This is a genomic window from Oceanobacillus massiliensis str. N'diop (genome assembly GCF_000285495.1).
Taxonomy (GTDB): Bacteria; Bacillota; Bacilli; order Bacillales; family Amphibacillaceae; genus Oceanobacillus; species Oceanobacillus massiliensis.
Genome location: NZ_HE610978.1, coordinates 399609 through 425547 on the forward strand (window position 1 = coordinate 399609; position 25939 = coordinate 425547).

Annotated in this window: 25 protein-coding genes, 1 pseudogene and 1 other annotated feature; of the genes and pseudogenes, 9 read left to right on the forward strand and 17 right to left on the reverse strand. The window is 41.9% G+C overall.

The genetic code is table 11. The annotated features are described in order from the left end of the window. Positions 1-46: 46 nt before the first annotated feature. The 4 genes from OMHG_RS11920 to zapA form a co-directional block, all read right to left on the reverse strand. Positions 47-2392 carry an endonuclease MutS2 gene (locus tag OMHG_RS11920; RefSeq protein WP_010651092.1) on the reverse strand — a complete coding sequence of 782 codons (2346 nt, stop codon included), beginning with the start codon at positions 2390-2392 and terminating at the stop codon, positions 47-49. A gap of 48 nt (positions 2393-2440) precedes the next feature. Then, positions 2441-4159: a DNA polymerase/3'-5' exonuclease PolX gene (gene polX / locus OMHG_RS11925; protein ID WP_010651093.1), complete on the reverse strand. Its 1719-nt coding sequence runs from the start codon at positions 4157-4159 to the stop codon at positions 2441-2443. Positions 4160-4274: 115 nt separating this feature from the next. Next, positions 4275-4826, reverse strand: coding sequence for a CvpA family protein (locus OMHG_RS11930; RefSeq protein ID WP_010651094.1), 552 nt, complete (start codon positions 4824-4826; stop codon positions 4275-4277). 3 nt (positions 4827-4829) lie between these two features. Further along, positions 4830-5093 (reverse strand): cell division protein ZapA, encoded by a 264-nt coding sequence (gene zapA, locus OMHG_RS11935; protein WP_010651095.1) that lies wholly within the window; start codon positions 5091-5093, stop codon positions 4830-4832. Between the two features lie 126 nt (positions 5094-5219). Between zapA and rnhC the strand changes: the two genes are divergently transcribed. Further along, positions 5220-6146 (forward strand): ribonuclease HIII, encoded by a 927-nt coding sequence (gene rnhC / locus OMHG_RS11940; protein WP_010651096.1) that lies wholly within the window; start codon positions 5220-5222, stop codon positions 6144-6146. A 39-nt stretch (positions 6147-6185) separates the two neighbouring features. Then, positions 6186-6883, forward strand: a pseudogene (locus OMHG_RS11945) (uracil-DNA glycosylase). 155 nt (positions 6884-7038) lie between these two features. Here the strand turns inward: OMHG_RS11945 and pheT are convergent. From pheT to OMHG_RS11960, 3 genes are all read right to left on the reverse strand, one after another. After that, complete coding sequence (gene pheT / locus OMHG_RS11950; RefSeq protein ID WP_010651099.1) at positions 7039-9468, reverse strand: phenylalanine--tRNA ligase subunit beta; 2430 nt, start codon at positions 9466-9468, stop codon at positions 7039-7041. A gap of 28 nt (positions 9469-9496) precedes the next feature. Continuing rightward, positions 9497-10531, reverse strand: a complete 1035-nt coding sequence (gene pheS / locus OMHG_RS11955) for a phenylalanine--tRNA ligase subunit alpha (protein WP_010651100.1) — start codon at positions 10529-10531, stop codon at positions 9497-9499. 369 nt (positions 10532-10900) lie between these two features. After that, the gene (locus OMHG_RS11960) at positions 10901-11638 is read right to left on the reverse strand and encodes a TrmH family RNA methyltransferase (RefSeq protein WP_010651101.1); all 738 of its coding nucleotides are present in this window, start codon (positions 11636-11638) and stop codon (positions 10901-10903) included. 100 nt (positions 11639-11738) lie between these two features. On the opposite strand from OMHG_RS11960, the gene sspI reads away from it, so the two are divergent. From sspI to OMHG_RS19250, 6 genes are all read left to right on the forward strand, one after another. Further along, positions 11739-11963 carry a small acid-soluble spore protein SspI gene (gene sspI, locus OMHG_RS11965; protein WP_010651102.1) on the forward strand — a complete coding sequence of 75 codons (225 nt, stop codon included), beginning with the start codon at positions 11739-11741 and terminating at the stop codon, positions 11961-11963. A gap of 304 nt (positions 11964-12267) precedes the next feature. Further along, positions 12268-13773: a DUF6583 family protein gene (locus tag OMHG_RS11970; protein WP_010651103.1), complete on the forward strand. Its 1506-nt coding sequence runs from the start codon at positions 12268-12270 to the stop codon at positions 13771-13773. Between the two features lie 146 nt (positions 13774-13919). After that, on the forward strand, positions 13920-15098 hold the full coding sequence (locus tag OMHG_RS11975; RefSeq protein ID WP_161603063.1) for an ABC transporter permease: 1179 nt from the start codon (positions 13920-13922) through the stop codon (positions 15096-15098). Next, positions 15095-16228: an ABC transporter permease gene (locus OMHG_RS11980; protein WP_010651105.1), complete on the forward strand. Its 1134-nt coding sequence runs from the start codon at positions 15095-15097 to the stop codon at positions 16226-16228. Before OMHG_RS11975 ends, OMHG_RS11980 begins: the two co-directional genes overlap by 4 nt. Beyond that, the gene (locus tag OMHG_RS11985) at positions 16221-16892 is read left to right on the forward strand and encodes an ABC transporter ATP-binding protein (RefSeq protein WP_010651106.1); all 672 of its coding nucleotides are present in this window, start codon (positions 16221-16223) and stop codon (positions 16890-16892) included. Before OMHG_RS11980 ends, OMHG_RS11985 begins: the two co-directional genes overlap by 8 nt. Before the next feature lie 64 nt (positions 16893-16956). Then, on the forward strand, positions 16957-17595 hold the full coding sequence (locus OMHG_RS19250) for a lytic transglycosylase domain-containing protein (protein ID WP_010651107.1): 639 nt from the start codon (positions 16957-16959) through the stop codon (positions 17593-17595). Between the two features lie 111 nt (positions 17596-17706). On the opposite strand, the gene OMHG_RS11995 is transcribed toward OMHG_RS19250, so the two are convergent. The 4 genes from OMHG_RS11995 to OMHG_RS18360 form a co-directional block, all read right to left on the reverse strand. After that, positions 17707-18690, reverse strand: a complete 984-nt coding sequence (locus OMHG_RS11995; protein WP_010651108.1) for a ring-cleaving dioxygenase — start codon at positions 18688-18690, stop codon at positions 17707-17709. Between the two features lie 218 nt (positions 18691-18908). After that, a complete protein-coding gene (locus OMHG_RS12000) occupies positions 18909-19985 on the reverse strand; it encodes a M42 family metallopeptidase (RefSeq protein ID WP_010651109.1) in 1077 nt (358 codons plus the stop codon). A gap of 52 nt (positions 19986-20037) precedes the next feature. Beyond that, positions 20038-20523, reverse strand: coding sequence for a dUTP diphosphatase (locus OMHG_RS12005; protein ID WP_010651110.1), 486 nt, complete (start codon positions 20521-20523; stop codon positions 20038-20040). Between the two features lie 31 nt (positions 20524-20554). Next, on the reverse strand, positions 20555-20722 hold the full coding sequence (locus tag OMHG_RS18360; protein WP_154648234.1) for a dsRNA-binding motif domain-containing protein: 168 nt from the start codon (positions 20720-20722) through the stop codon (positions 20555-20557). A gap of 78 nt (positions 20723-20800) precedes the next feature. Here OMHG_RS18360 and OMHG_RS12010 point away from each other — a divergent pair, with 78 nt between their 5' ends. Next, a complete protein-coding gene (locus OMHG_RS12010) occupies positions 20801-21193 on the forward strand; it encodes a hypothetical protein (RefSeq protein ID WP_010651111.1) in 393 nt (130 codons plus the stop codon). 25 nt (positions 21194-21218) lie between these two features. Here OMHG_RS12010 and OMHG_RS12015 read toward each other — a convergent pair whose 3' ends face one another. The 6 genes from OMHG_RS12015 to thrS all read right to left on the reverse strand — a co-directional run bounded on the left by OMHG_RS12015 (position 21219) and on the right by thrS (position 25806). Beyond that, a complete protein-coding gene (locus tag OMHG_RS12015) occupies positions 21219-21809 on the reverse strand; it encodes a TVP38/TMEM64 family protein (RefSeq protein WP_010651112.1) in 591 nt (196 codons plus the stop codon). A gap of 89 nt (positions 21810-21898) precedes the next feature. After that, positions 21899-22177: a DUF1294 domain-containing protein gene (locus OMHG_RS12020; protein ID WP_010651113.1), complete on the reverse strand. Its 279-nt coding sequence runs from the start codon at positions 22175-22177 to the stop codon at positions 21899-21901. A gap of 121 nt (positions 22178-22298) precedes the next feature. Beyond that, positions 22299-22655, reverse strand: coding sequence for a 50S ribosomal protein L20 (gene rplT / locus OMHG_RS12025; RefSeq protein ID WP_010651114.1), 357 nt, complete (start codon positions 22653-22655; stop codon positions 22299-22301). Between the two features lie 65 nt (positions 22656-22720). After that, entirely contained in the window at positions 22721-22915 is a 195-nt protein-coding gene (gene rpmI, locus OMHG_RS12030; RefSeq protein ID WP_010651115.1) for a 50S ribosomal protein L35, read from the reverse strand. 45 nt (positions 22916-22960) lie between these two features. Beyond that, positions 22961-23464, reverse strand: coding sequence for a translation initiation factor IF-3 (gene infC / locus OMHG_RS12035; protein ID WP_010651116.1), 504 nt, complete (start codon positions 23462-23464; stop codon positions 22961-22963). Between the two features lie 69 nt (positions 23465-23533). Beyond that, positions 23534-23660 (reverse strand) — a sequence feature (ribosomal protein L20 leader region). Positions 23661-23859: 199 nt separating this feature from the next. Then, on the reverse strand, positions 23860-25806 hold the full coding sequence (gene thrS / locus OMHG_RS12040; protein WP_010651117.1) for a threonine--tRNA ligase: 1947 nt from the start codon (positions 25804-25806) through the stop codon (positions 23860-23862). Positions 25807-25939: the final 133 nt, after the last annotated feature.

A 25939-nucleotide genomic window follows, 5' to 3' on the forward strand; every position in this document is an offset into this window, starting at 1 on the left:
CTGCCCCCACGCGGGAGCAGAAGTTATTTCAATTCGCTTCAAAAGCCTATCGGAGTTCGATTACAGTAACCCCGCTTCCACCTTCATTGCTTTCTCCAGCCTTTGCTGAAGCAATATGCGGATGGCGTTTTACGTACTCCTGTACCCCTTTGCGTAAAGCCCCTGTCCCTTTTCCGTGGATAATGGATGCTTTGGAGTAGCCCGCGAGCAGAACATCATCGATATATTTCTCAAGCTTTAACAATGCATCTTCATAACGCTCCCCCCGCAAATCAAGTTCAGCACTGACATGGAAATTGGATCCTTTTATCGTTGCAACGGGTTTTTGAATGGTTTGTTTCTGTTTACCCAATAATTGCAGGTCGCTTCTTTTGACCTTCACTTTCATAATTCCGACCTGTACCATATACTCATTGTCACTTACCTTTTCCAATACCTCGCCTTTTTGATTTACAGTCAATAATTTAATTTCATCTCCAGGTTTAAGGTTCTGCTTTTCTTTCGCCACCGGTTCTGTCTGCTTCGATTGCTTTCTGGAGAGATTCGGCTGCGCTTCCTCGAGCATTTTCTTGGCTTCGATCCACTCGTGTTCCTTTAAAGTAACATTGGTTTTCATTTGACGGATCTCATTCACAATCAACTCTGCTTCTTCGCGTGCTTGCGACAATGCCTTCTCCGCTTTTTCCTCTGCCTTTTTATAAAGGGTTTCCTTTTTCTGTTCTAACTGTTTCCATTCTCTCATAATCTCTTCACGAAGTTGTTCACTTTCCAGCAAAATTTCATGTGCCTGCTCATAATCTCTCTCCGCATCAAGCTGAGACTTTTCCAAAGAAGCGATCATGGTTTCCACACTTTTAGAATCTGCTCCCACAAGACCCTTCGCTCGATCAATGATTTGTTCATCCAGTCCCAGACGCTTGGAAATTTCAAACGCATTGCTTCGCCCCGGCACACCTATCAATAGTCTATAGGTAGGCTTCAATGTTTCCACATTGAACTCTACGGAAGCATTCACGACATTTTCGCGATTATAGCCATATGCCTTTAATTCAGGATAATGCGTTGTTGCGATAACCCTCGCCTCTCGGGAAACCACTTCATCCAAAATGGACATAGCGAGAGCAGCTCCCTCCTGCGGGTCTGTTCCTGATCCAAGTTCATCAAACAGAACAAGTGACCTGTAATCTACTTTTTTGATAATATCCACAATATTTGTCATGTGTGAAGAAAATGTACTCAAATTCTGTTCGATTGACTGTTCATCACCGATATCTGCAAATACTTCTTCAAATACGGCCATTTCACATCCGTCCAGTGCCGGGATCTGTAATCCGGACTGTGCCATTAATGTACATAGTCCAATCATTTTCAGAGTGACCGTTTTACCGCCTGTATTCGGTCCCGTAATTACAATCGATGTATAGGTTTTTCCTATTTCCACATCATTTGCGACAACCTCATTTATGGGAATTAAGGGGTGTCTGGCCTGCTGCATTTTAATATAGCCCCGGTCATTTATCTTAGGTCTTGAAGCTTTCATAAGATTGCCCAATTTTGCACGTGCAAACATAAAGTCAATCTTTCCCAGCACCGTTACATTCTCATACAAATCCCGTTCAAAGCTAGCAATATGTTCACTGAGCTCTTTAAGAATCTGTTCAATTTCCTGCTGTTCCTTGCTGATTGCCTCATGCAGCTGGTTATTTAAGTCCACAACAGCCTTCGGTTCCATAAACAAAGTCTGGCCGGAAGAAGACTGGTCATGAACGATTCCGCCTATTGTTCCTCTATATTCCTGCTTGACTGGCAGTACATATCGGTCATTCCGTATGGTTACGATAGCATCTGAAAGCATACTGCTATTGTTTCTCGTATAACTCTCAAGCTTTTCCCGGATTCGGTTTTCATACGTACGGATTGAACTCCTGATACTGCGAAGTTTGGCAGATGCGCTGTCCATCATATGTCCATGGTCATCGATACAGCTCTTAATATGCTGCTCAAGCTCTCTTAGTGGTGTAATTCTATCCACTAATTCTTCTAAAACAGGCAGCTCCGGTTCCTCCAGATTCTCAATAAATGCCTTTACCTGTCTGCCGCCGTAGACAGTGTTGGCAACATCCAGACATTCTTCACCTGACAGAATACCCCCTATCGCACTGCGCTTCAGACTCTCCCGGATATCCGTAATTCCTCCCAGCGGAATGGCTTTATCCAAGCGGACAATCGACGCTGCTTCATCTGTCTCCTGCTGCAGCTGAATGACTTCAGCCAAATCGGTCGATGGCTTTAATTGGGATACCTGGTCTTTGCCAAGCGACGTTGCTGCTTGACTATTCAGTTGTTCTATTATTTTTTTGAATTCAAGTACACGGAGAATCCGTTCATTCATTCTTATTGCTCCTTTAACTATTAACTAGTCTTCATCATAATAATCCGATTATTTATTTCGATTAAAGTAATCCATCAGCTTCTCTTTCGTCCATGTATTCATGACTGTTTCTTTTTCAATCCAGCCTTTTCGCGCAACACCGACACCATATGCCATATGATCAAGCATTGGGTAGCTGTGTGCATCTGTATTGATTGCCAATGTGGCACCGGCTTCCTGAGCTTTCCTTACCCAATCCGAAGAAAGATCCAGACGATTCGGGTTAGCATTGATTTCCAGAGCTGTGCTGGTTTCCTTCGCTTTTTCAATCAGCTTATCAACGTCAACCTTATAACCAGGACGCCTTCCAATCAATCTCCCGGTTGGATGTGCGATAAGTGACACATACGGATTTTCCAGAGCAGAATATAACCGTTTCATTATTTTCTCTTCAGATTGACTGAAACTGGAATGGATAGCTCCAATCACGTAATCCATTTCACGGAGGAACTCATTTGAAAAATCCAGTGTCCCATCCGGCAGAATATCCATTTCCACACCGGCAAATATATGAAAATCGTCAAATGTTTCATTCAAAGCAGCGATTTCCTCATGCTGTTTTCTTAATCTCGCTTCATCCAGTCCATTTGCTACGCGAAGGTATTTGGAATGATCGGTTATAGCCATATAGGAGTAACCTTTTTCTCTGACCCGCTTCACCATTTCTTCAAGCGACTGCGCACCATCGCTCCATGTTGTATGCATATGAAGGTCGCCTTTTATGTCCTTTAGTTCAATCAGCCGTTTCTCCGCTTTAAATGCTTCAATCTCACCTGTGTTTTCTCTTACCTCTGGCGGAATGAAAGTCAGATTGAAATGCTCGAAAAAATCCTTTTCCGTCGAAAAAGTGAGCACTTCATTCGTATCCTCCACTTCAACACCATATTCGCTGATTTTTTCGCCGCGCGACTTCGCCAGCTGTCTTAATGCTACATTATGATCCTTTGAACCAGTGAAATGATGCAGAGTCGTTGCGAATTCATCTTTTGAAACCAGTCTGAAATCAACATTGATATCATATACTTCCTCAAGGGTCACAGAAACCTTCGTATCCCCCTTGGCTATAACATCTTTTATGTCCGGAATTGCAAGCAGGCCATCTCTTACCGCTGCAGGATCTGAAGTGGCAATGATGAAATCAAGGTCTTTGATCGTTTCCCGCATTCTCCGTAAGCTTCCCGCACGAGAAAATGCGTCAATCCCGTCCATTTCTGTAAGATATCCTTCAATCTTTTCAGCAACAGGCAGCATAATTGCGATTGGCAGCCGTTCTGGTCTTTTGCCTGCTTCCTCCAATGCCGCTGCAATTTTCTCTGCAGTTTTCTTCCCAAAACCCGCAAGACTTTCAACTTTTCCGCTGAGACAGGCTGCCTTTAGTGAATCAGCATCCACAACTTCCAGTTCTTGATATAGCTTGGACAGTTTTTTGCCTCCGAGACCAGGAAGGTTCAACAAAGGAATCAATCCAGGAGGTACCTCCTCTGTCAATGTTTTCAGGGTTTCCGACTCTCCCATTTCAACAAATTCCTCAATTACCGCACTTGTCCCTTTTCCAATTCCTTTTATTTTTGTAAAATCATCTATTTCGGACAATGACCTGTCATCGGTTTCAAGTGCCTGTGCTGCTTTTCTATATGCGGATATTTTAAAAGGATTTTCTCCCTTCAGCTCCAAATACACTGCTATTTTTTCAAGTAATTTTATAATATCTTTTTTATTAATTGCCAATTTATTAGCCTGCCTTTCTAATCTATAAAAAGACTGATCCATGGTGGTTAAATACAATTGTATATCACATACAAGGTATCCCCTACTACAATGAATCAGTCTTTTGAAATACTATCTAACCTTGACTGCCTTCTATATAAGTAAACCATAGATCAAGGATTTTCTCAGAGAAAAACGGTGTCTGTTCAATAATAAACAATGCCATGGATGAATTGTTTATCGCGTTCTGAATGGCTTCCACCGGTGTCAGTACCAATATATAAAGTATAATGAACATAATTAAGTACACTTCCAGAAATCCTAAAATGGCACCAAGCAATTTATTTACCGAATTTATAATTGGAATCGATGCGACAAAATCAAGCATAGAAGCGATAATCTGCAATATAATTTTCACCGCAAAGAAAATAATGGCAAATGCGATGGCATTATAAAATGCTGTTTCAAGCGGCATCGCCTGCAGGAAATCAGCCCAGGCACTTTCATTCGACAATTCAGGATAGGGAATCCAAAGCGCCAATTCAGCTCCCAGTTCATCATAATACATCACAGCAACAATAAATGCCGCAATGTAACCGATCAAGTGAATCAATTGTAAAATAAAACCTCTCTTTAAACCCATTAAAAATCCAAAAATCAAAAATAAAAATATAATCAAACTCAACATATCTTACTTATCCTCTTTCTTTCTAAGCGATCCCAGCAGTGTTGCGTAATCTTCTTTTAGTTTCAGGTAATCGTTCATCGTATTTACAGCGGTTAAGACTGCTAGACTAGCTGTATCCAACTGTTTATTCACATTATGGATATCCTTCATCTTTTGATCTACAAGGCTTGCAACAAGCCGCACATGGCTTGCTGATTCTGTTCCTATTATCGTATATGTTCGATTATGTATATCCACTGTTATGCGCTGCTTTTCGCCCTGGCTCATGCTGCTACCTCCTGCCGACAAAAAATTCTCCACTTAATAGTAACATGAAGTTCTTGCAAAAAGAAGTATTTCATTATGTTTGCCATTTTGCTATAGTGACTATAGGTAATGAATGGAGAGATACTTATGGGACAAGAGGTACACGTATTGCCTATGCAAACAATCAAGAAAATGCAGGTACATTATCAAGCAGCACTGACTTCAACACCGGCCGGAGCTGTTTTTCGTGCCAAAACCCCTGCAGCGGTCATTACTGCTTACAAGTCCGGAAAAGTCCTGTTTCAGGGAAGTTCACCTGAAGCAGAATCCGGTAAGTGGAGTTCCATACCAGCACAACCGGGGCAAAAGAAAACAATAAAGAAAACTGCAAGCTATGCACCTGAACAAAGTCTTTTTACAAGCAGTCACATCGGTTCGGATGAAGCTGGAACCGGTGATTATTTCGGCCCAATTACCGTGGCAGCTGTCTATCTTGACAAATCACAGATTCCTTTGCTGAAAGAACTTGGTGTTAAAGATTCAAAGAACCTGACAGATCCTGTCATTTCAAAACTGGCAAAAGAAATCGTCAGGCTGCAGATACCGTATTCATTGTTGGTGCTGCATAATGAAAAATACAATCTGCTTCAGAAAAAGGGATGGTCACAAGGAAAGATGAAAGCGATGCTGCATCATCACGCAATCCGTAAGCTGCAAAAGAAAATCGGCAATGCGGAGCTTGAAGGAATCCTGATCGACCAGTTCTGTGAACCAACCATATACAGCAGACATATCGGGTCCGAGAAACAGACACTGCCGGATAAAACCTTTTTTATTACAAAGGCTGAGAGTCATTCCATCGCTGTTGCAGCTGCATCCATTATCGCAAGGTCGCGTTTTGTGAAGGAAATGGACAAACTATCTGGAATCATCGGTCAGGAGCTGCCAAAAGGAGCTTCCAGCAAAGTGGACCAGGCCATTGCAGGCATTATCCGGGCTAATGGCCATGATATCCTGAACACCTGTGCCAAAACACATTTTGCAAATACAGCTAAAGCAACTAAATATCTGTAAATCGGGTATACACATTAATAAAAACAGGAATGAGAGATTATGGATAAACATATTTTAACTAACGATTGGGCTGAATTGCTGGAGGATGAGTTCAGCAAACCCTATTATCTTGAACTTCGCAGCTTCCTAAAAGCAGAATATCGCACCCATACCATTTATCCTGAGATGGATAATATCTTTAATGCACTGCACTACACGCCGTTTCACAGCGTCAAGGTTGTCATCCTTGGACAGGATCCCTACCATGGACCAGATCAGGCACATGGTTTGAGCTTTTCAGTGAAGCCCGAAGTCAAACTGCCCCCCTCACTGAAAAACATATTTAAAGAATTGCAGAACGACCTCGGCATCCCCATGCCCAGTCATGGTTATCTGATGTCTTGGGCGAGGCAGGGAGTTCTTCTGCTAAATACAGTATTGACCGTAAGAGCGCACCAGGCCCATTCCCACAAGGGAAAAGGCTGGGAAAACTTTACCGATCAAGTAATTGCTGCTCTGAACAAAAAACAGACCCAGTCATTTATATGCTATGGGGCAGCGCTGCACAAAGCAAAGAAAAACTGATTGATACGTCCAAACACTATATTATCCGATCTGTACATCCAAGCCCGTTATCAGCACACAGAGGATTCTTTGGCAGCAAACCTTTTTCCGAAGCCAATCAACTGCTGAAAAAAATGGGGAAAGATCAGATTGACTGGGAGCTTCCAGAAAAAAATGAGATTAAAAAAGCATAAGTGGAAACCCATTCCAGGGCCTGCTTATGCTTTTTCTATTTCTGCAGACAGTAAAGCAATTTGCTGTCTCCACTCCTTACAGACACCATCTGCAATGCATTTCGATTATTCTCCCACTAAAAATATAGGCATTCCCCAAGGAGAATGCCTATTTATTATGATCTTACGTACGCTCCAAATTTTTCATTTACTGCATGAAGGATATGCTGATATGATTCTTCCACTTCATCATCCTTCAATGTTTTATCCGGATGCTGATAGAGCAGGCTATAGGCAATTGATTTCTTGCCTTCCTCAAGATTTGCACCTTGATATACGTCAAAGATTTCCACTTTATTGACAAGCGGCGCACCAACTGACTCAATCAGTTCTTTCACATCCCCAGCATGGATTCCTTCATCAAGGATAAAAGCAATATCACGGGCAACGGAAGGATACTTCGGAATCTGAGTGTAGGAAGGCACATCCTCAAACGCTTCAAATACTGCTTCCAGGTTGATGTCCATTACATAGGTTTCTTTCAGGTCAAGTTTCTTTGCAAGGGAAGGATGCACTTGTCCGATAAAGCCAACTGTCTGCCCATTCATTTCCAGTACTGCACTGCGCCCCGGATGCATATCGGCCAGTTTTGCCTGACGGAAAGCCACGTCAAGTTCCAAGTAATCAAACAGTCCTTCAACGATACCTTTTACAACGTAAAAATCAACTTCTTTCTTTTCCTGCTGCCAGGAATGGTCAACCCATTTGCCTGTTAGTGCTGCTGAAAGACGCAATTTCTCATCCGGCTGTTTGCTTATCTCTGATTCACTTGAAACGAAGACAGTTCCCACCTCATAAAAACCCAGATTCGCTTGGTTTCTCGCATTGTTATAGGAGAGTACACGAAGAACTTCCGGCAGTACACTTTGACGAAGATATTTATGTTCTTCACTCATCGGCATTGCTAGAGAAACTGGTGATACTGCCTTTTCCTTGATCTCTGGTGAAATCAATCTGTCTATATTTGCTGCATCTGTCAGCGAATAAGTCATCGTTTCTGACAGACCAGTGCTTTGAATGTATTTATTCACTTTTCGCTTCAGCGATTGTCTAAGTGTTAATGCCCCAGCCTGTGCTTCACCTTGCGGCAGTGTGAATGGTAAATTGTCATAACCGTAAATCCTTGCGACTTCTTCAAGCATGTCTTCAAAGATTCCAATATCGCCGCGTCGTGTCGGCACTTGGACAGTAAATATATTCTCTTCCTGTTTAAAATCAAACTTTAGTTTTGTCAGGACAAGGGCAATATCATCTGCAGACATGTCCGTGCCAAGGCGGTCATTGATACGCCAAGTATCTACTTCAACTATTTTTTCACTGCGATCCAACTGATCGAATTCTGCTGTACCTGCAGCAACTTTACCATTTGCATATTGCTGCATTAACAGTGCGGCACGGATACCAGCATTTTTGACCCTGTTTGGATCAATTCCTTTTTCAAAACGTGTACTGGACTCGCTTCGCAGCCCCGTCTGCTTGACAGTTCCTCTTACAGACGCGGAATCGAAATACGCCGCTTCCAGCAATACATTTCTTGTTTCAGCTGTAACTTCAGTGCTGGCTCCGCCCATAACGCCTGCCAATGCAACCGGTTCTGTTCCATTTGTAATCACAAGGTTTGCCTCTGTCAGGGTGCGTTCCTGTTCATCAAGTGTAACGATTTTCTCACCCTTTGCAGCACGTCTGATTACAACCTTATCCGATCCGAACTTATCATAATCAAAAGCATGCAATGGCTGACCATATTCCAGCAGCACATAGTTTGTAATATCAACAACATTATTGATTGGACGGATGCCAGCAGCCATCAGATAATTTCGCATCCATAGCGGTGATGGTTTGATTTCCACATCTTTAATGACGAAGGCACCGTAATAGGGATTCAGATCGGCGGCTTCTACTTCTACAGAAACAAAATCTTCTGCTTCCAATTCTTCTGTTATGTTCACAGCCACATCAGGCAATTTGACCGGCTGATTCAGAATGGCACCCGCTTCATATGCGACACCTAGCATACTAAGAGCATCGGCACGGTTTGCCAGTACATCCAGCTCCAGAATGGCATCGTTCAAATTAAGCAGCTGTTCGGCACTTTCGCCGACAACCGCATCGGATGGGAACACAAAAATCCCTTCAGCAATTTCAGCCGGGACATATTTTTCTTCAATGCCAAGCTCCTTCAAAGAACAAATCATTCCATTGGATTCAATTCCTCGCAATTTCACTTTTTTAATCTTAAAGTTTCCCGGCAGCACTGCACCCGGTTTGGCAACAGCGACCTTCTGTCCTCGAGCAATATTTGGTGCACCACAGATAATCTGCAGTTTCTGATCACCAACATCCACCTGACAGAGATTTAACTTGTCGGCATTTGGGTGCTTTTCACATGACTCTACATAGCCGACGACCACATCCGTACTTTTTTCTGCTACATATTCCACACCTTCAACTACAATGCCGGACTTCGTAATTTTTGCGGCAAGCTCTTCAGGCGTAAGATTTCCAAGATCAACGTAATTTTTCAACCAATTATATGATACTAACATCTTTAGCTTCCTCCTCTTTGAAATGTTCTTATGCGTGGTGATATTGCTTAAGGAATCGGATATCATTTGTATAGAACTGACGAATGTCATTCACACCATATTTGAGCATGGCAATCCGCTCCGGCCCCATTCCAAATGCAAATCCGCTGTATTCTTCAGGATCGTATCCTCCCATTTCAAGTACTCTCGGATGGACCATTCCTCCACCAAGGATTTCAATCCAGCCTGTTCCTTTGCAGACATTGCACCCTTCTCCATTGCATACCTTGCAGGAAATATCCATTTCAACAGATGGCTCTGTGAACGGGAAGAAACTTGGACGCAGACGAATTTCACGGTCTTCTCCGAACATTTTCTTGGCAAATGCATCCAGCGTCCCTTTCAAGTCGCTCATACGCACATTTTTATCGACATATAGACCTTCTATTTGCGTAAACTGATGGGAATGGGTTGCATCATCTGTATCACGGCGATACACCTTGCCGGGACAAATCATTTTTACTGGCTTCTCCCCTTTGAATTCTCGCATCGTACGTGCTTGTACAGGTGATGTATGAGTACGCATCAACAATTCATTGGTAATATAAAATGTATCCTGCATATCGCGTGCCGGATGGTTCTTCGGCAGGTTCAGTGCTTCAAAATTATAAAAATCGGTCTCCACTTCCGGACCTTCTCTAATTTCATAGCCCATACCGATAAACAGGTCCTCTATTTCCTCTACAATATTTGTCAAAAGATGGGAACCACCAACCTTTACCGGTCGGCCTGGCAGCGTAACATCGATCGTCTCTGCCTGCAATTGCTGCTCCAATTCAGCCTGCTCCAGCTTTTCTGTTTTTTCATCAAGGGAAACGGTGATTGCTTCCCGCACCCGGTTGGCAATTTCTCCAACTGCGGGACGTTCTTCCTTGGATAATTTCCCCATACCGCGCAATACACCAGTGAGGGAGCCTTTCTTACCAAGGTATGCCACTTTAATATCCTGAAGTTCTTTCATATCCTCTGTCTGGTAAATTCTTTCCAGTGCTTCTGCCTGAATTGCCTCCAATTGTTCTTTCATTGCTTCATTCCTCCTTGAAATTATGTAAATAAAAAAAGCCTTCATCCCTAAAAAGGGACGAGGCTATTATTTCGCGGTACCACCCTTGTTGACAGCTTTGTGCATGCAAAAGACATACAGCTACTGTCCAACTCAAATCTGATAACGGATCTGCATCCGGAACACCTTTACATATAGCTAATGAGAAGCATTCGCTTTAGCTATATGGTCCAAGTGCCTGCTCCAGAGTGAATGGTCAGTATTTGATACGATAGAAATGCTTTCAGTCGAGACATTTCCTCCCTGCATCGTTCTTAATACACTGACAGGCTCCTTCTACGCTTCCATATAATATCTACATTATAGTTAATTTTTTGCATGGTTGCAACATTATCTTTTCAAATGATACATCAGGATTCCGGCCGCAATGCTGACATTAAGCGATTCTGCCCTTCCATAGATCGGTATTGTCACCGACTGATCGGCAATTTCTATCAATTCCGGCTGTACACCGGCACCTTCATTTCCAAGGATGATCGCCACTTTCCCATTAGGTGAGACTTCTTTGTAATTGACTGCATTCAATAGAGCGGTTGCCCATACCGAAAAGCCTTCCTGTTTAAGGACTTCCACTTCCTCTTTAAGTTCTGCATGGTAGATGGGAATATGGAAAAGGGATCCCTGTGTGGAACGGATCACTTTATCATTATAAAGGTCAACAGTGCCCTCACCGATAATAATTCCATCCATACCCGCTGCATCGGCAGTACGGATGATTGTTCCCAGATTACCGGGATCCTGTATGGAATCAATGATGAGAAAATGGTCGCCATTGCGGTCCTTTGGTTCTTTGATTTCCATAATAGCAAGAACGCCTTGCGGGGAAGGAGTTTGTGAAATATATGCCATGACATTTCCGCTTACTCGTTCAACTCGATATGCTTCTGTCCAATCGGGAAGTTTGATATCCTCCTGTGCAATAATCTCTACTATCGTCCAATCACTTTTTGACGCTTCCTCCAATAAATGGAAACCCTCCACAATAAATGTTCCGCTATTTGTTCTCTCTTTACGCTTATGCAGTTTTTTCAAGGCTTTTATTTTTTCATTTTTTACTGAGGTAATCATATTTTTCATCCTTATCCATTATTTCTATCTGTATCATACATATTTTAGCCACCCTTGGTCAAACTATCTTTAGTTTATAAAATGACAAGGAGTGTCCTAGATGGATCTAAATTTAAGAAAAGCGATTTATTCCAACATTGCCACAAACGATCAGCAGCAGCTGGAAGCAACAATTGTGGATGCCATTCAAAATGGTGAAGAAAAAATGCTTCCTGGGCTTGGTGTGCTTTTTGAATTAATCTGGCAGCAATCCGCTGAAGAAGATAAAAAAGAAATGATTGATGCACTGGAGCAAGGTGTTAAGCAATTACCTGATGCTCATTAACAGATGAATAATGTCAAGGATGGTTGTTCCGGCAGCCATCCTTTTTTTCTTCCAAACACAGTATTGCTGCATCCCCTCTCCCTTCCCATCCTAAAAACCGATTTAAATGTAGCCCAATTTGACTACTAAGTTTTTAAATGATATAAAAAATTGAAACAGTTTTTATTATATGTTACAGAAATTTATAATACACTTGTTAAAACGAAGGAAAAGAGAGGGGAAAATTTGTGGTAGAATCTGGTTATAACCAAAAGAAAAAGGGGTATCCAAAGGCATTATTGCACTTATTGCAGGTGTAATCGTATTGGCCGGCGGCAGTGCTGCAGCCTTTATGTACCTGAATGCGTCGCCAAAGGCATCTTACTTTCTTGCAGAGAAAAATACGTTGGAATACATGACGGATCAATTTGAAAATCGCTATCAGCCTGAATTGGACTGGTACGAAAAGACACAACAAGAAAAGACTGCTTCGACAATCGAGCTTTCCGGATCCTATAATGACCCGGCAGCAGTTACTGGATATGGAATGGACCCAGCAATGTTTATCAATAACTCCAGCATCACCATTGATGCACAGTCTGATATGCAGAACCGACAATTGTATACTGGGCTTTCTGCCAATATAGGCGGTATGGAAGTAAGTGATATTGAATTCTTTTTGGATGAAGAGAAAGTAATGCTTGGTCTGCCATTCATCGAAGAAGTCCTTCAGTTCAACGATGAAGATCTCGGCCCACTTTTGCAGGACATTGACCCAAACCTGTTTACTGGGGAAGAAACACTTAACCTCGAAAGTCTCTTCGATTCTGCCCAGGGTGTACTGCCTGAAGAGGATCTGGAATACCTGGAGGAAGAATATATGAAACTGATCTATGATGAACTTCCAGAAGAAGCCTTTACTAGCAGTGATGAAACGATTGACGTTAATGAACAATCGATTTCGGCCGAAAAAATTGCCCTTGATTTAAGTGAGCAGGAGCTGAAGGATATAATGAAGACTGTTCTGGACAAGATGGAAAATGATGATAGATTAAAAGAAATCATCAAGGAACAGGCTGCTGCACAGCAATTCGGCAATACGATGTATATGCAAAACGACCTGGATACATTAATCTCTGATTTCGACACGGCGATTGCAGATATGAAAACTGGACTGGAAGACTTCCGTATTCCGGATGGTCTGAAATCAACTCTATGGATACATGATGATAAGATAGTGCAGCGTGATTTCTCTATCGAGATGGGGCCAACTGCTGAAGAACTGGGTTTGTTTACGATAAAAGGTTCGCAGCTGCTGACGGAGACCAATCAATTCTTTAACTATGATTTCTCTTTCTCTGATGCTTATTCAGATGGCACGGTGAATCTTGCTGGAGACCTGAACTGGGAGGATGATCAGGCAAAAGACTCTATCAAGATAGCGATGGAAGATCTTGAGCTTTCCTATGAGGGTTCTGAAACGCTTGAAGATGGCTCACGAGAATTCGACAGGACATTTACACTTCAGGAACCGACCAGCGGCGGCGGAAGCCTCTTATGGAGCGGGAATGCCAGCTATGAAAATGACCAAATGAATTCGGAACACAACTTCTCATTGGAGACTCCCGATATCAGTCAGGATATGATCTCATTCAATATTATTAGCGAAGGCAAAACAATCGATTCAGTAGAGTCACTTAGTGAAGACAATGTCAAAAATATTGGCGGCATGTCTGCAGATGAAATACAGCAATATATCGAAAACGACATAACACCAAGCTTCCAGCAATGGCTATTCGGCATACTGGCCGGCGGAGGATTGGGATTCTAAAGCAGGATTCAATCGTCATTGCCTAAAACTGCCGCAAAGAAAACGTTTGACTTAAATTGTTTGCTATCTCTTTAATTCACATAAGAAACGAGTGTGTCACGATGCATTTCATGAAGCAGCTATTCTTATTCACCCAAAATCATCTAATGCAGCTTAGGAGGAAGTGGTTATCACTTCCTCTTCTTTTCATTTTCCCTGCAGTCATTGTCGGCCTTGCTGCAGTCATCATCATCACCCTGTTCTCCCCTTCTGAACAGGATCCGATTAAGATAGGGCTTGTTGACCATGATCAGTCTTCGGAAACGAAATTGGTCACTCAATTAATAGAGGAATCTTCACAATTAGGTTCCTACCTTACCATACAAAATATGACAGAAAACGATTCGAAAAACGCAATCACCAAAAATGAAATCAGCTCCTACCTCATTTTTCCTGAAAATTTCACGAATCATCTTTATCAGGGGGAATCTGTAGAATTGCCAATTGTCGGAAATCCGGATCAGCCAATCGAGAGTTATATGATCAATGAGCTGATTGAGAGTGTAACGAGGCATATAGGCGCCTCACAGGCCAATATTCTGACGATTAATTATTATGCCAAAGACCTCGGGATGGAGGATGAAGCGCGCAATGATTTTGTTTACCAGCAATTCCAGGAATTTTTATTTTATGCGCTTGGCCGTGAGCAAGTAATCAATCAAAAAGAGATATCCAACATGGCTACCTCTTCCCCGCTCTCCTATTTCTTTCTGGGTGGGTGGTATATTATCACAACCGTTTGGATGCTATCTATCTATCAATTGCTCACAAAAGAAAATCCAGTCCGTCTGAAAAGCAGAATGAGACTATACGGTGTAATAGATTTACATCAGATCCTGGCAAAAATCTTGGTAACATTAGCCACCTGCAGCCTCTTTTCCATATTGTCATTATCTTTTCTTTCTTCTGTTTTTGAAGCTGACATTGTGCTGCAGGATTATGTGAGGATTTCATTGGTGACTGTACTTTACAGCAGCTGTTTTCTCCTTAGCCTTGGCATTCTGGAATCACTGTTTGATTCCCAAAGGATTCGACTGCTGGCCCAGTCACTATTGACCATCATTACCTTGCTTCTGAGCGGCTCTATCGTTCCTGTCATCTATTACCCATTATGGATTCAAGAGCTCCTTCCTTATCTCTTTTTCCATGAAGGGCTTTACTGGCTGCAGGAAATTATACTGCATGACAGACTCTATGCCGACTTTACTCCATTATTGTTAATGAATGCTGCGGTTTTCTTGATACTTTGCGGCATCTCACTTTGGAAGGAGCGTGCAGCGATATGATATCGATTATCCATACACGATGGACCCTTCTGAAGAAACAATGGCGATCCCTGCTCTTCTGGCTGCTGCTGCCAATTATTGCAACGGTTATTATCATTCATATCACAAGCTCCATTCAGGAGGATAGCAAGATACCGGTAGGGATTGTGATGGAGGAGCATACTTCCATGGCTAAGAAACTTGCAGAATCATTGCAGGATTCCCCATTGATAGAAGTGGTCAAAGTGACTGAACAGCAGGCCCGCACGATGATTGAAACCCATGATCTTGACAGTGCCTTCATAGTGGAAAAGGGCTATGCGGAGCAGATCCAGAGAGGAACCCGCAATCATTTGATTACAGGCTATAGATCTAACCTGTCATTTGCCTATACACCTGTAAGCGAAATGGTTATGTCATATGTACAGCAGGATGCTGGGAAATCACGGGCAGCCCATACTATCATTACGCTCGCCGAAAATCTGGAAAAGGGTAGTCCGTTTACCTATTCTGAAATCATTGCGAAGATACAGGACGTCCAGGAAAACGAGAACCTGCTCCGAACAGCCTTTTCCTTTGCAGATAATAGCCACGCACAGCATCATAATGAATTTACTCTATGGAATATTTGGGGGCTATGGGCAATTTTCAGCGTTCTCTCTTCCCTGATGCTGTCCGATTGGATCATCAAAGAAAAGAATTCCGGTCTCCTGCCGCGCTTTGCCTTTATTCGTTTTACCCATAAAAGCTACCTATTACAGAATCTGGGCTTCTATATAATGATGCAATTACTGTTTGATCTGTTGGCTGTCATAGCTTTTCGGATACTTCTTGACGAAACCTTCAGCTGGGGGTTTCTCGCTGCCATGGCTATGTTTCGCTTACTATGCAGTATAGGATCTTTTCTGCTGGCATTGCTTTTTAAAAATGTATATTTATATTACAGTATCAGTTTTGCCATTGTATTGTTTTTGACCATTGCAAGTGGTGCTGTACTGCCAGTCGAGGGACTGACAAGCCGATTGAACTGGCTTGTTCACATAAATCCGCTCCATCCCTTTTTAAGTCAGGAGTTTTGGAATCCATGGCTGCTGATTTTATTCTCTATCACGAGTATTTGGTTTTTTAAAGGAGAGAAATGGAATGCTTAGTGTACAATCGCTAACGAAATCATATGGAAAAAAAGAAATACTGAAAAACCTGTCCTTCAACGTACATAGCGGTGAAATCGTCGGGCTGGTCGGGGAAAATGGTGCAGGCAAATCTACTTTGCTCCATATTCTGGCCACCTTGAAAAAAACGACAAATGGAGAGATTTTTCTTAACGGCCATGCCTACAGCAGCAGTAACAGCAATATCCGCAAGCAGATTGGCTTCGTCCCCCAGGATATTGCACTTTGGGAAGACTTAACGGTTGAAGAAAACATGATATTCTTCGAAAAATTGTCCTGGATAACAAAAGATAAGCAGCAATTACAGCAGCTTTGTCTCGACATGAATCTGGAGAAATGGAAGGAAACCGTAAATACATTATCTGGCGGCATGAAGCGCAAGCTAAACCTTGCTATCAGTCTTATACACGACCCACAGGTACTGCTCTTGGATGAACCGACAGCAGGAATCGATTTAAAATCACGGAAAGAGATTGCAGCTTACCTTAAAAACCTAGCAGAAGAGCATCATAAGATCATTATCTACACGTCACATGATGTTGATGAAATCAGCAGTCTCTGTGACCGCGTTTTATGCATTGGGGATGATTTATTCTATAAAGAGATCCTGGAGGCTGCTGGTAAACATGTTGTCACATTTTAGTATTGCTTATCCACAGGAATAGTCGTAAAATAAGATGTATAAATATGGAAAGGAGCGATGTCAGATGGAAATAGGGAATATACAGCAGATGATGCAATATCAAGCAATGTCTGGCATGACAAGCAACTCCGCTTCTGCAAGCATGTCTGGAGCTTCTGGATCTATTGGTTTATCGTTTCAGCAATTATTACTCGAAAAAATCAACGAAGCCCAGAGACTATCAAATGTAAATTCGTCAATACAACATAACACTTCTTATATAAATTCATTTATAAATCCGATAGATGGTCCTGCTTCAGGATCAGTCACTGCTAATCCGATTCCAGATACAGAATTTGATATGCTTATCTCTGATGCCTCCAAGCAATATGGTGTAGATGAAAATCTTATTCATGCAGTAATCAAAAACGAATCGAATTACAATGTTATGGCAAAAAGCTCTGCAGGTGCTCAGGGGCTAATGCAGCTAATGCCCGCGACCGCTGCCGGTCTTGGCGTGGCCAATTCCTATGATGCACGTGAAAACATAAATGGCGGGACTAAATATCTAGCTCAAATGCTCAACCGCTACGATGGCAATATTCAGCTGGCACTTGCCGCATATAATGCCGGAGCAGGCAATGTGGAAAAATACCAGGGTATTCCTCCATTTGAAGAAACCCAGAATTATGTTTCCAAAGTAATGAATTCCTATCTTGCCTAAAGATGCAAGGAATTCCTCAACCCGGTTCCCATTTTTCATGCAGAAAAGGCACTTCAGGACAGCCTAATCCTAACAAAAGCGCAATCCCTCTAACGGGATTGCGCTTTTTGCTCATTCATATTCTTTTTCGAATTCAATGGTACTTCTGATGGTATTGATTGGGCGAACAAGCTCTTCAATCTTATCGCGTTTTGGTTCCAGGAATGGCGGTAATGATAGACTTTCTCCCAACGTTTCATATGGCTCGTCCCCCATAAATCCCGGTCCGACTGTAGCAAACTCAAACAGGATCTGTGGTGCAATCTGTGAATATAAGGACCCGAAGAAGAAGCGGTCGACAAATCCAGAGGTCTGAAATCCAAAGCTGTGCATACGTTCCATCCATTGGTCAAGCTCTGCACGATTTTCCACTGCGAGTGCTGCATGATGCACTGTTCCATATCCCTGTCTAGCCATTGGCATAACGGTATTATGCTCCACAATGATTTGGGCACCATTCCCGCCCTGACCAACTTCAAATAAGTGGAAGGACCCTTCCTTTGCAATCTCTTTATATTGCAGGACTTTCTCAAGCACTTCCTTAAAGTAATCGAATTGGGCAATCCGGACAAAAATAGGTCCGAGGCCAGTGATCGCATATTCCAATGGAACAGGTCCATTCTTCCATGGCGTACCGGATGCAATGCCTGAATTGTTTTCATCTGATATCAACTGATATTGCTGATCATCAAAGTCTGCAAATGGTAATGTTTTAGTCCCGAATTGTTCCTTTATGCCGGAGTGTTTAACTTCCAGGCGGTCAAATCGTTTCACCCAATACGCTAATGCAGCATCACTTGGTACACGTAAAGATGTTCTGGAGATTTCATTCGTTCCATGGACTCCCTTTGGAATCCCCGGAAAATCGAAGAAGGTCATATCTGTCCCGGCATTCCCCTCATCATCTGCAAAGAAAAGATGATACGTTTGGATATCATCCTGATTCACTGTTTTTTTAACTAATCGCATTCCAAGAACAAATGTAAAAAATTCATAGTTTTTCTCGGCACTGCTTGTAATCGCAGTCACATGGTGCATTCCTTGTATACTATTCATTTGATATTCCTCCAGTACATTTACTTTAATTAAGATATCTTTAATTAATTATAAATATAGCATGATAATGTGTTGCTGTCAATTAGGATCAATCATTTTTGTTCTTGATAATACCGGGCAAATTGGCAATATAGCAGAATCTCCGCGGAACTGGCTTTTAGAGACATTTTTTCCTTTGCAAAAAAAGACCAGCATATCATTATGCTGGTCAATAAATATTAGGCCAATACTAGGCTTTTCACTGTATCTGAATCCATCTTTCTAATCACTTCGACTATCAACTTCACTGCATTTTCAAAATCATCGCGATGGAGAATTCCTGCATGTGAGTGAATATAGCGCGTTGCAATTGTGATGGATAATGAAGGAACTCCATTACCAGTGAGATGGATGGAACCTGAATCTGTCCCTCCACCAGCAATGGTTGCAAATTGATATGGAATATCGTTTTCTTCTGCCGTTTTGACTACGAAGTCACGAAGCCCCTTATGCGATACCATGGAAGCGTCATATAGGACAATCTGCGGTCCTTTGCCCAGTTTACTGTCTGCTTCATTATCCGATATTCCAGGTGTATCCCCTGCTATCCCGACATCAACGCCAAATCCAATGTCAGGCTGAATCGTATGGGTAGCAGTTTTTGCCCCGCGCAGGCCAACCTCTTCCTGGATTGTTCCTACACCATAAACCACATTAGGATGTTCCTGGTCTTTTAATTGTCTTAACACTTCAATAGCAATCGCGAGTCCAATCCGGTTATCCCAGGCCTTCGCCAATAAAAGCTTCTCATTTTTTAACGGAGTAAATTCAAAATAAGGTACAACAGAATCACCGGGTTTTACACCGAATTCCAAAGCTTCTTCCCTGCTGGATGCCCCAATATCAATGAACATATCCTTGATTTCATATGGCTTTTTCCTTGCATCTGCCGATAGGACATGCGGTGGTTTGGAGCCAATCACTCCAGTCACATCTCCCTTGCTCCCCATAATGGTAACACGCTGGGCAAGCATAACCTGGTTCCACCAGCCGCCTACTGTCTGAAAGTATATAAAACCTTTGTCATCAATCCGGCTGACCATAAAGCCAACCTCATCCAGATGACCTGCAATCATAATTTTTGGACCATCTTCCTTACCGATTTTTTTCGCAATGGAACTGCCAAGATTATCCATCTTCATTTCGTCAGCAAGCGGGCTGATATATCTTTCAAATACTTCCCTTACTTCTTTTTCATTTCCGGGAATGCCCTTTGCATCCGTTAGATCTTTAAGCATTGTCAATGTTTCATCCATATGTATTGCCTCCTATTTATCTATTCATTAGCCATTTTGGTTATTGCTGCCATCAATATCCAGTGTTCTGCCTCTCATAATTTATCTCATTCTTCTTCATATATGCATGCTGGATATCCGATTCTGTGAAACCGAGGATATTGCCGAGCTGAAGAAACTTTCCAAAAAGGAGATTGTAGTTGTTCTGGGTCGCTTCGCCCTTGAATTGGACCGCTGCTGCAAATACTTCATTAAATTGTTCTGTTTCGCTGTTGGAAGAAGCTTCAAGCTTATCTGAACGATAGCTTAAACCTTTCTCTAGCCCAAGTGATAGAATGAAATGAACGCCATCGACATACTCTTCCAGAATGACCGATTTCTCATTTGCGGGCTTCTTGCTCCAGAATTTAAAGCATCTTGTTTCATTGGCAAGTTCCCCTATTTCCACAAGTAAAGCCAAATATTTCTCTTGAAAAATGTCTACCCCTCTCAAATCATGATTGTTTTCAATATATGTATCCAGTTGCTTTTGCATTGTAAATAATTGATCCCAGTTCAAAAATTTTCACCACCTGTATTCTTTTCTTTAGTCAGTTTTGTCCAATCCGATCATGGACTGTGACATAACAGCAATTGCGCACTTCCGCTGCGGTAGCCGCTTTCAGCGAAGCAAGCATACTCTGGTTCTGTGTACCGTTTACCATTACCTTGAAGAGAAAACCAGCCTTATATACAGTACCTTTATTTAATTGTATCATGAAATTTTAAAAAAAGTGAAACCTATGCATTTTCTGATTCGTATGAATAAAAAATAGGACAAACAGGAGGACGATGGAATGATCGTAATCTTATTTCGTGTGTTGATTATTATTGCACTGGTTCTCCTCGTCTATACGGGGATAAGATATATTCAAAATCCAGAGAGACGGCTGATGATTGCTAAGAACTCCAATGAATTCTTTTTCCTCGACGATACAGATGATAATAAGAAAAATCTGCAGCTTGTCTATAAAAGCTGCCTCTTTGAAGGTGAAAAGTATCTTGGAACAACCGAGGATTCCTTTGAGGTCGTTGACATTCATATAACGGTCCGCGATCCTCTCGAGCTCCGCGGATTCACGAGAGATGACCTATACTACCTGGAGAGAGAAATTCTGCTTCACTATCCGTATGCCAAAATCACATGGAAGCATCCGATCGATAAGCTTATTCTCACAGAGATAGATTGAAACGCAAAAACACCCCTCTATTGTTTCATAGACGGGTGTTTTGCGTTTCGTGCAGCGGAAAGAAATCCTGCCATTTAATAATGATTTCCTTCCTTCTTAAGATATAAATGAATGGTAACAGGACAATCAGAAAAGCGAAGATATAGAAAGGGGTAAGATGTGAAAGCCAACCGCCAATAGACGTATAAATCAAAGCAAATGGAATGTTGGATAAAAAAGATGATTTCATATATTCCTTGAAACCTGATGAAACCTCAATCAAACAAAGAGACAGAAGATGAAAATGTATAAATGGAACGAGCCTGAGCAATGTGACCTGCGAGGTAGTCAATTCAGAATGCTTCCCCATCAATTTTTGCTTTACTTGAATAAGACGATTTAGCGACTTCGGCATCCAGCCAATCATTGTATAGAACAGAATACTGGACAGTGTTATTCCGATGATCGAATAGACACTGCCTGCTACAGGTCCAAAAAGAACTCCACCTGAGATGCAGATAAATACTACCGGAAGAAACAGCATCGGCCGCAATAGGTGAAACACAATGAACAGCAGTGGTGAAAACAAGCCTCCCATCTCGATAAACGTCATAAGATAGTTTCCGAAAAACTCCATAATCCACCTCCTCCGTCCCTACAAGCAATTAAAAATCCCAGCGGCAGAATTATGTCTTTCGGTACATGTATATGACATGAGACGAGCCTTTATGACATAAAAAAGAAAATATAGGTAAACGAGATAACATTGATGATAATGAAGATTGGCATACCAATTACAAACGAACGGTGCTTTGTTTTATGCCGAAACAAATTCATGCCAGCATAGGTCCCTAATGCACTCCCAAGGATGGCCAATGCCCAGAATGTACGCTCCGGTATCCGATACTTCTTTTTAATTGCCTTTTGCTTATCAATATACATCAGCAGGAAACCAACAATGTTTACACCGATAAGATACATTATAACTGAATTAAATTCTTCCATGGTTTTCTCCTATTCTTTGACTATGTAATCATATCTTGATAAAAAGGACCAAATCCAAACTCAATCTGGATTCGGCCCTTCAAAATAAATCAAATAATAATGCGGTCATTGCTTTACGTTCTTATTTAAGAGCTTCTTTAGCCTGACCAACTAGTTGTGTAAATGCTTTTTCGTCATTGATTGCTAGATCTGACAGCATTTTACGGTTGATGTCAATTCCTGCAAGTTTTAGACCGTGCATTAATTTGCTGTAGGAAATATCGTTTAAACGTGCAGAAGCATTGATACGTGCGATCCATAGTTTACGGAAATCACGTTTTTTCTGTCTGCGGTCACGATAAGCGTATTGACCTGATTTCATTACTTGCTGTTTTGCAACTTTAAATAGAGTTCTCTTTGAACCATAATAACCTTTTGCTAATTTAAGGACGCGTTTACGACGTCTGCGTGTTACTGTTCCACCTTTTACACGTGGCATAATAATTCCCTCCTAGTACAATTTATACAATTGTAAATCCGAATTTAATCGTTAATTTTTTTTGCTTATTTTGGCAGCATTGCTTTGATGCGTTTATAATCGCCCGAAGACACTATTGCACCTTTGCGCAGCTTACGTTTTTGCTTTTGAGATTTGTTTGCAAACATGTGACTAGTAAATGCATGAGATCTTTTTAATTTTCCGGAACCAGTTCTTTTGAAACGCTTAGCAGAACCACGGTGAGTTTTCATTTTTGGCATAATAATTTCCTCCTCTTACTGATTGTTCATCCAGTAAATGATTAATTACTTTTCGTTGATTGGAGCGACCATCATAAACATATTACGGCCTTCCATTTTTGGTTTTGTTTCGATCGTTGCGATATCTTTCACTTCATCAGCAAAGCGATCTAAAACTTCACGGCCAAGCTCTTTATGCGTAATGGCACGTCCACGGAAACGAACCGCGGCTTTCACTTTATCGCCTTTTTCAAGGAATTTACGAGCGTTCTTCAATTTCGTTTCAAAATCATGATCGCCGATTCCAGGTGTAAAGCGAACTTCTTTTACGTTGATTACTTTTTGTTTCTTACGTGCTTCTTTTTCTTTCTTTTGCTGTTCAAAGCGGAATTTACCATAGTCCATGATACGACACACTGGCGGTTTTGCGTTTGGAGCAACCATTACTAGATCCAGGTTGCGTGTTGTTGCAATTTCCAATGCTTCCTGACGTGTTTTAACTCCAAGCTGATCACCATTTGAATCGATAAGTCGTACTTCTCTAGCACGAATCTTCTCATTGACATTCATATCCTTGCTAATAGCCAGCCACCTCCAAATATTTTTGATACTGATCTATCATTGACAAGCAATTTTTTGTGAATTAAAAAAGTGTCGGTACATGATGCACCCACACGTCTCCAATAACTTATAAAAAAGAGTTGGAACCAGTTAACTGCCCTTTCGGCGTCAATCAGGTGAGAAGCGGGTGCTTCTACTTGTCTTCAGATCATTTAATTTTTCAACTTTATAAGTATACCATCATCATAAACATATGTCAAATAAGTCTTATATGTGCCTGATATACATCGTTACTTGGAATACAATAACACGTTTTACCTAAAAAGAAAAGCGTAAAAAGGAAAAGCAGCATATAAAAGGAGGACTTTCCCTTCCATATGCTGCAGTATTTCCCGTAATAGAACCTAGCTATGTGATTTCTTCTCGGCAATCTCTTTGTTTATCAATGCCTTAAATTCGTCATAGGAAACCGTTTCTGTCTTCTGTTCCCCGTAGCGGCGATAGTTTACAGCGCCTTCCTCAATTTCCTTATCTCCAAGCACGATGGCAAACGGTATTTTCTGTGTCTGTGCTTCACGGATTTTATAACCGATCTTCTCATCACGCTCATCAAGTTCTACCCGGATACCGTTCAGGCGGAGATCCTCTTCCACTTTTTTCGCATAATCAAGGTGAACCTGTGGCGATACAGGAATCACTTTCACCTGTACAGGAGCAAGCCACGTCGGGAATGCACCTTTATATTCCTCAATCAGGAAGGCAACAAAGCGTTCCATTGTGGAAACTACGCCACGATGAATGACGACTGGGCGATGTTCTTTCCCATCCTCACCAATGTAAGTCAGATCAAAGCGTTCCGGAAGATGGAAGTCAAGCTGAACAGTCGATAGCGTTTCGTCTTTTCCAAGCGCCGTTTTCACCTGTATATCCAGTTTAGGACCATAAAACGCTGCTTCCCCTTCTGCTTCCACATATTCCAGTTTCATATCATCCATCGTTTCTTTCAATGTTGCCTGTGCTTTTTCCCACATTTCATCATTATCGATATATTTCTCTTTATCTTCCGGATCACGATAGGAAAGACGGAAATAGTAATCGTCAATGCCAAAGTCCTTATAAACTCGCTGCACCAATTCAACTACACGAATAAATTCCTCTTTCAGCTGATCCGGACGAGCAAAGATATGTGCATCATTCAGTGTCATGCCGCGCACTCTCTGCAGGCCTGCAAGTGCGCCGCTCATCTCATGGCGGTGCATAGTACCTAGCTCAGCAATACGTACAGGCAGCTGTCGGTAACTCCATAAATTATTTTTATAGACCATCATATGATGCGGACAGTTCATCGGACGCAATATCAGCGTTTCATTGTCCATTTCCATAGGCGGGAAGATGTCATCCTGATAATGGTCCCAGTGTCCGCTTGTTTCATACAGTTTCTTGCTCCCCAATACTGGTGTATATACGTGGTCATAACCTAAACGTTCTTCAAGATCGACAATATAGCGTTCAATATTGCGCCGGACAGTAGCACCTTTAGGAAGCCATAACGGAAGCCCTTGGCCAACCTTTTGGGAAACGGTAAACAGATCCAGTTCTTTACCTATTTTTCGATGATCGCGTTCCTTGCGCTCCTCAAGAATGCGCAGATACTCATCCAGTTGCGCCTGCTTCTCAAACGCTGTACCATAGATCCGCTGCAGCTGCTTATTATTGCTGTCGCCGCGCCAGTATGCACCAGAGATGCTGAGCAGCTTAAATGCCTTGATTTTGCTTGTGGAAGGTACATGAATGCCCCGGCAGAGATCGAAAAATTCACCCTGCTCATAAATGGTTACCTGCTCATCTTCCGGAATCGCGTCAATCAGTTCCAGCTTCAGATTATCACCAATTTCTTCAAACCTTGCTTTTGCTTCGTTCCTGGATACCTCAACACGCTTAATTTCCAGATTTTCATCGACGATGCGTTTCATTTCCTTTTCAATCTTTGGCAAATCTTCCGGTGTGAGTGTATCTTCCATATCGATATCATAATAGAACCCTTCTTCAATAACGGGTCCTACACCGAATTTAACGTTTTTGTACAGACGCTTGATTGCTTGGGCAAGCAGATGGGCTGTCGAGTGACGAACCACTTCCAGTCCTTCTTCATTTTTATAGGTAATGATTTCAATCTTGCCGCCATGATCAAGTCCACGGCGCAAGTCGACAAGCTCGCCATCCAGTTTAATTGCCAATGCCTGCTTTTTTAATCCTGGAGATATGGATGCCGCAATTTCTTCTCCCGTAGTTCCAGCGGCAAATCCTTTTTCGGCGCCATCAGGAAATACAATCTTAATTTCTTCTGCCATTTCAATCTCTCCTTTAACCAATAAACAAATTTATACAAATTAAAAAACGCCCACCCCTCTGCACTTCATGCAAAGGGACGAGCGTTGGATACATCGTGGTTCCACCCTAATTCCCGTATAAATACGGCTTCAT

Bases quoted from the DNA above. Each gene is read 5' to 3' on its own strand.
- OMHG_RS11920 (WP_010651092.1), bottom strand. From the start codon at position 2,392: ATGAATGAACGGATTCTCCGTGTACTTGAATTCAAAAAAATAATAGAA.
- OMHG_RS11930 (WP_010651094.1), bottom strand. From the start codon at position 4,826: ATGTTGAGTTTGATTATATTTTTATTTTTGATTTTTGGATTTTTAATG.
- zapA (WP_010651095.1), bottom strand. From the start codon at position 5,093: ATGAGCCAGGGCGAAAAGCAGCGCATAACAGTGGATATACATAATCGA.
- rnhC (WP_010651096.1), top strand. From the start codon at position 5,220: ATGGGACAAGAGGTACACGTATTGCCTATGCAAACAATCAAGAAAATG.
- pheT (WP_010651099.1), bottom strand. From the start codon at position 9,468: ATGTTAGTATCATATAATTGGTTGAAAAATTACGTTGATCTTGGAAAT.
- pheS (WP_010651100.1), bottom strand. From the start codon at position 10,531: ATGAAAGAACAATTGGAGGCAATTCAGGCAGAAGCACTGGAAAGAATT.
- OMHG_RS11960 (WP_010651101.1), bottom strand. From the start codon at position 11,638: ATGATTACCTCAGTAAAAAATGAAAAAATAAAAGCCTTGAAAAAACTG.
- sspI (WP_010651102.1), top strand. From the start codon at position 11,739: ATGGATCTAAATTTAAGAAAAGCGATTTATTCCAACATTGCCACAAAC.
- OMHG_RS11975 (WP_161603063.1), top strand. From the start codon at position 13,920: ATGCAGCTTAGGAGGAAGTGGTTATCACTTCCTCTTCTTTTCATTTTC.
- OMHG_RS11980 (WP_010651105.1), top strand. From the start codon at position 15,095: ATGATATCGATTATCCATACACGATGGACCCTTCTGAAGAAACAATGG.
- OMHG_RS11985 (WP_010651106.1), top strand. From the start codon at position 16,221: ATGCTTAGTGTACAATCGCTAACGAAATCATATGGAAAAAAAGAAATA.
- OMHG_RS19250 (WP_010651107.1), top strand. From the start codon at position 16,957: ATGGAAATAGGGAATATACAGCAGATGATGCAATATCAAGCAATGTCT.
- OMHG_RS11995 (WP_010651108.1), bottom strand. From the start codon at position 18,690: ATGAATAGTATACAAGGAATGCACCATGTGACTGCGATTACAAGCAGT.
- OMHG_RS12000 (WP_010651109.1), bottom strand. From the start codon at position 19,985: ATGGATGAAACATTGACAATGCTTAAAGATCTAACGGATGCAAAGGGC.
- OMHG_RS18360 (WP_154648234.1), bottom strand. From the start codon at position 20,722: ATGATACAATTAAATAAAGGTACTGTATATAAGGCTGGTTTTCTCTTC.
- OMHG_RS12010 (WP_010651111.1), top strand. From the start codon at position 20,801: ATGATCGTAATCTTATTTCGTGTGTTGATTATTATTGCACTGGTTCTC.
- OMHG_RS12015 (WP_010651112.1), bottom strand. From the start codon at position 21,809: ATGGAGTTTTTCGGAAACTATCTTATGACGTTTATCGAGATGGGAGGC.
- OMHG_RS12020 (WP_010651113.1), bottom strand. From the start codon at position 22,177: ATGGAAGAATTTAATTCAGTTATAATGTATCTTATCGGTGTAAACATT.
- rplT (WP_010651114.1), bottom strand. From the start codon at position 22,655: ATGCCACGTGTAAAAGGTGGAACAGTAACACGCAGACGTCGTAAACGC.
- rpmI (WP_010651115.1), bottom strand. From the start codon at position 22,915: ATGCCAAAAATGAAAACTCACCGTGGTTCTGCTAAGCGTTTCAAAAGA.
- infC (WP_010651116.1), bottom strand. From the start codon at position 23,464: ATGAATGTCAATGAGAAGATTCGTGCTAGAGAAGTACGACTTATCGAT.
- thrS (WP_010651117.1), bottom strand. From the start codon at position 25,806: ATGGCAGAAGAAATTAAGATTGTATTTCCTGATGGCGCCGAAAAAGGA.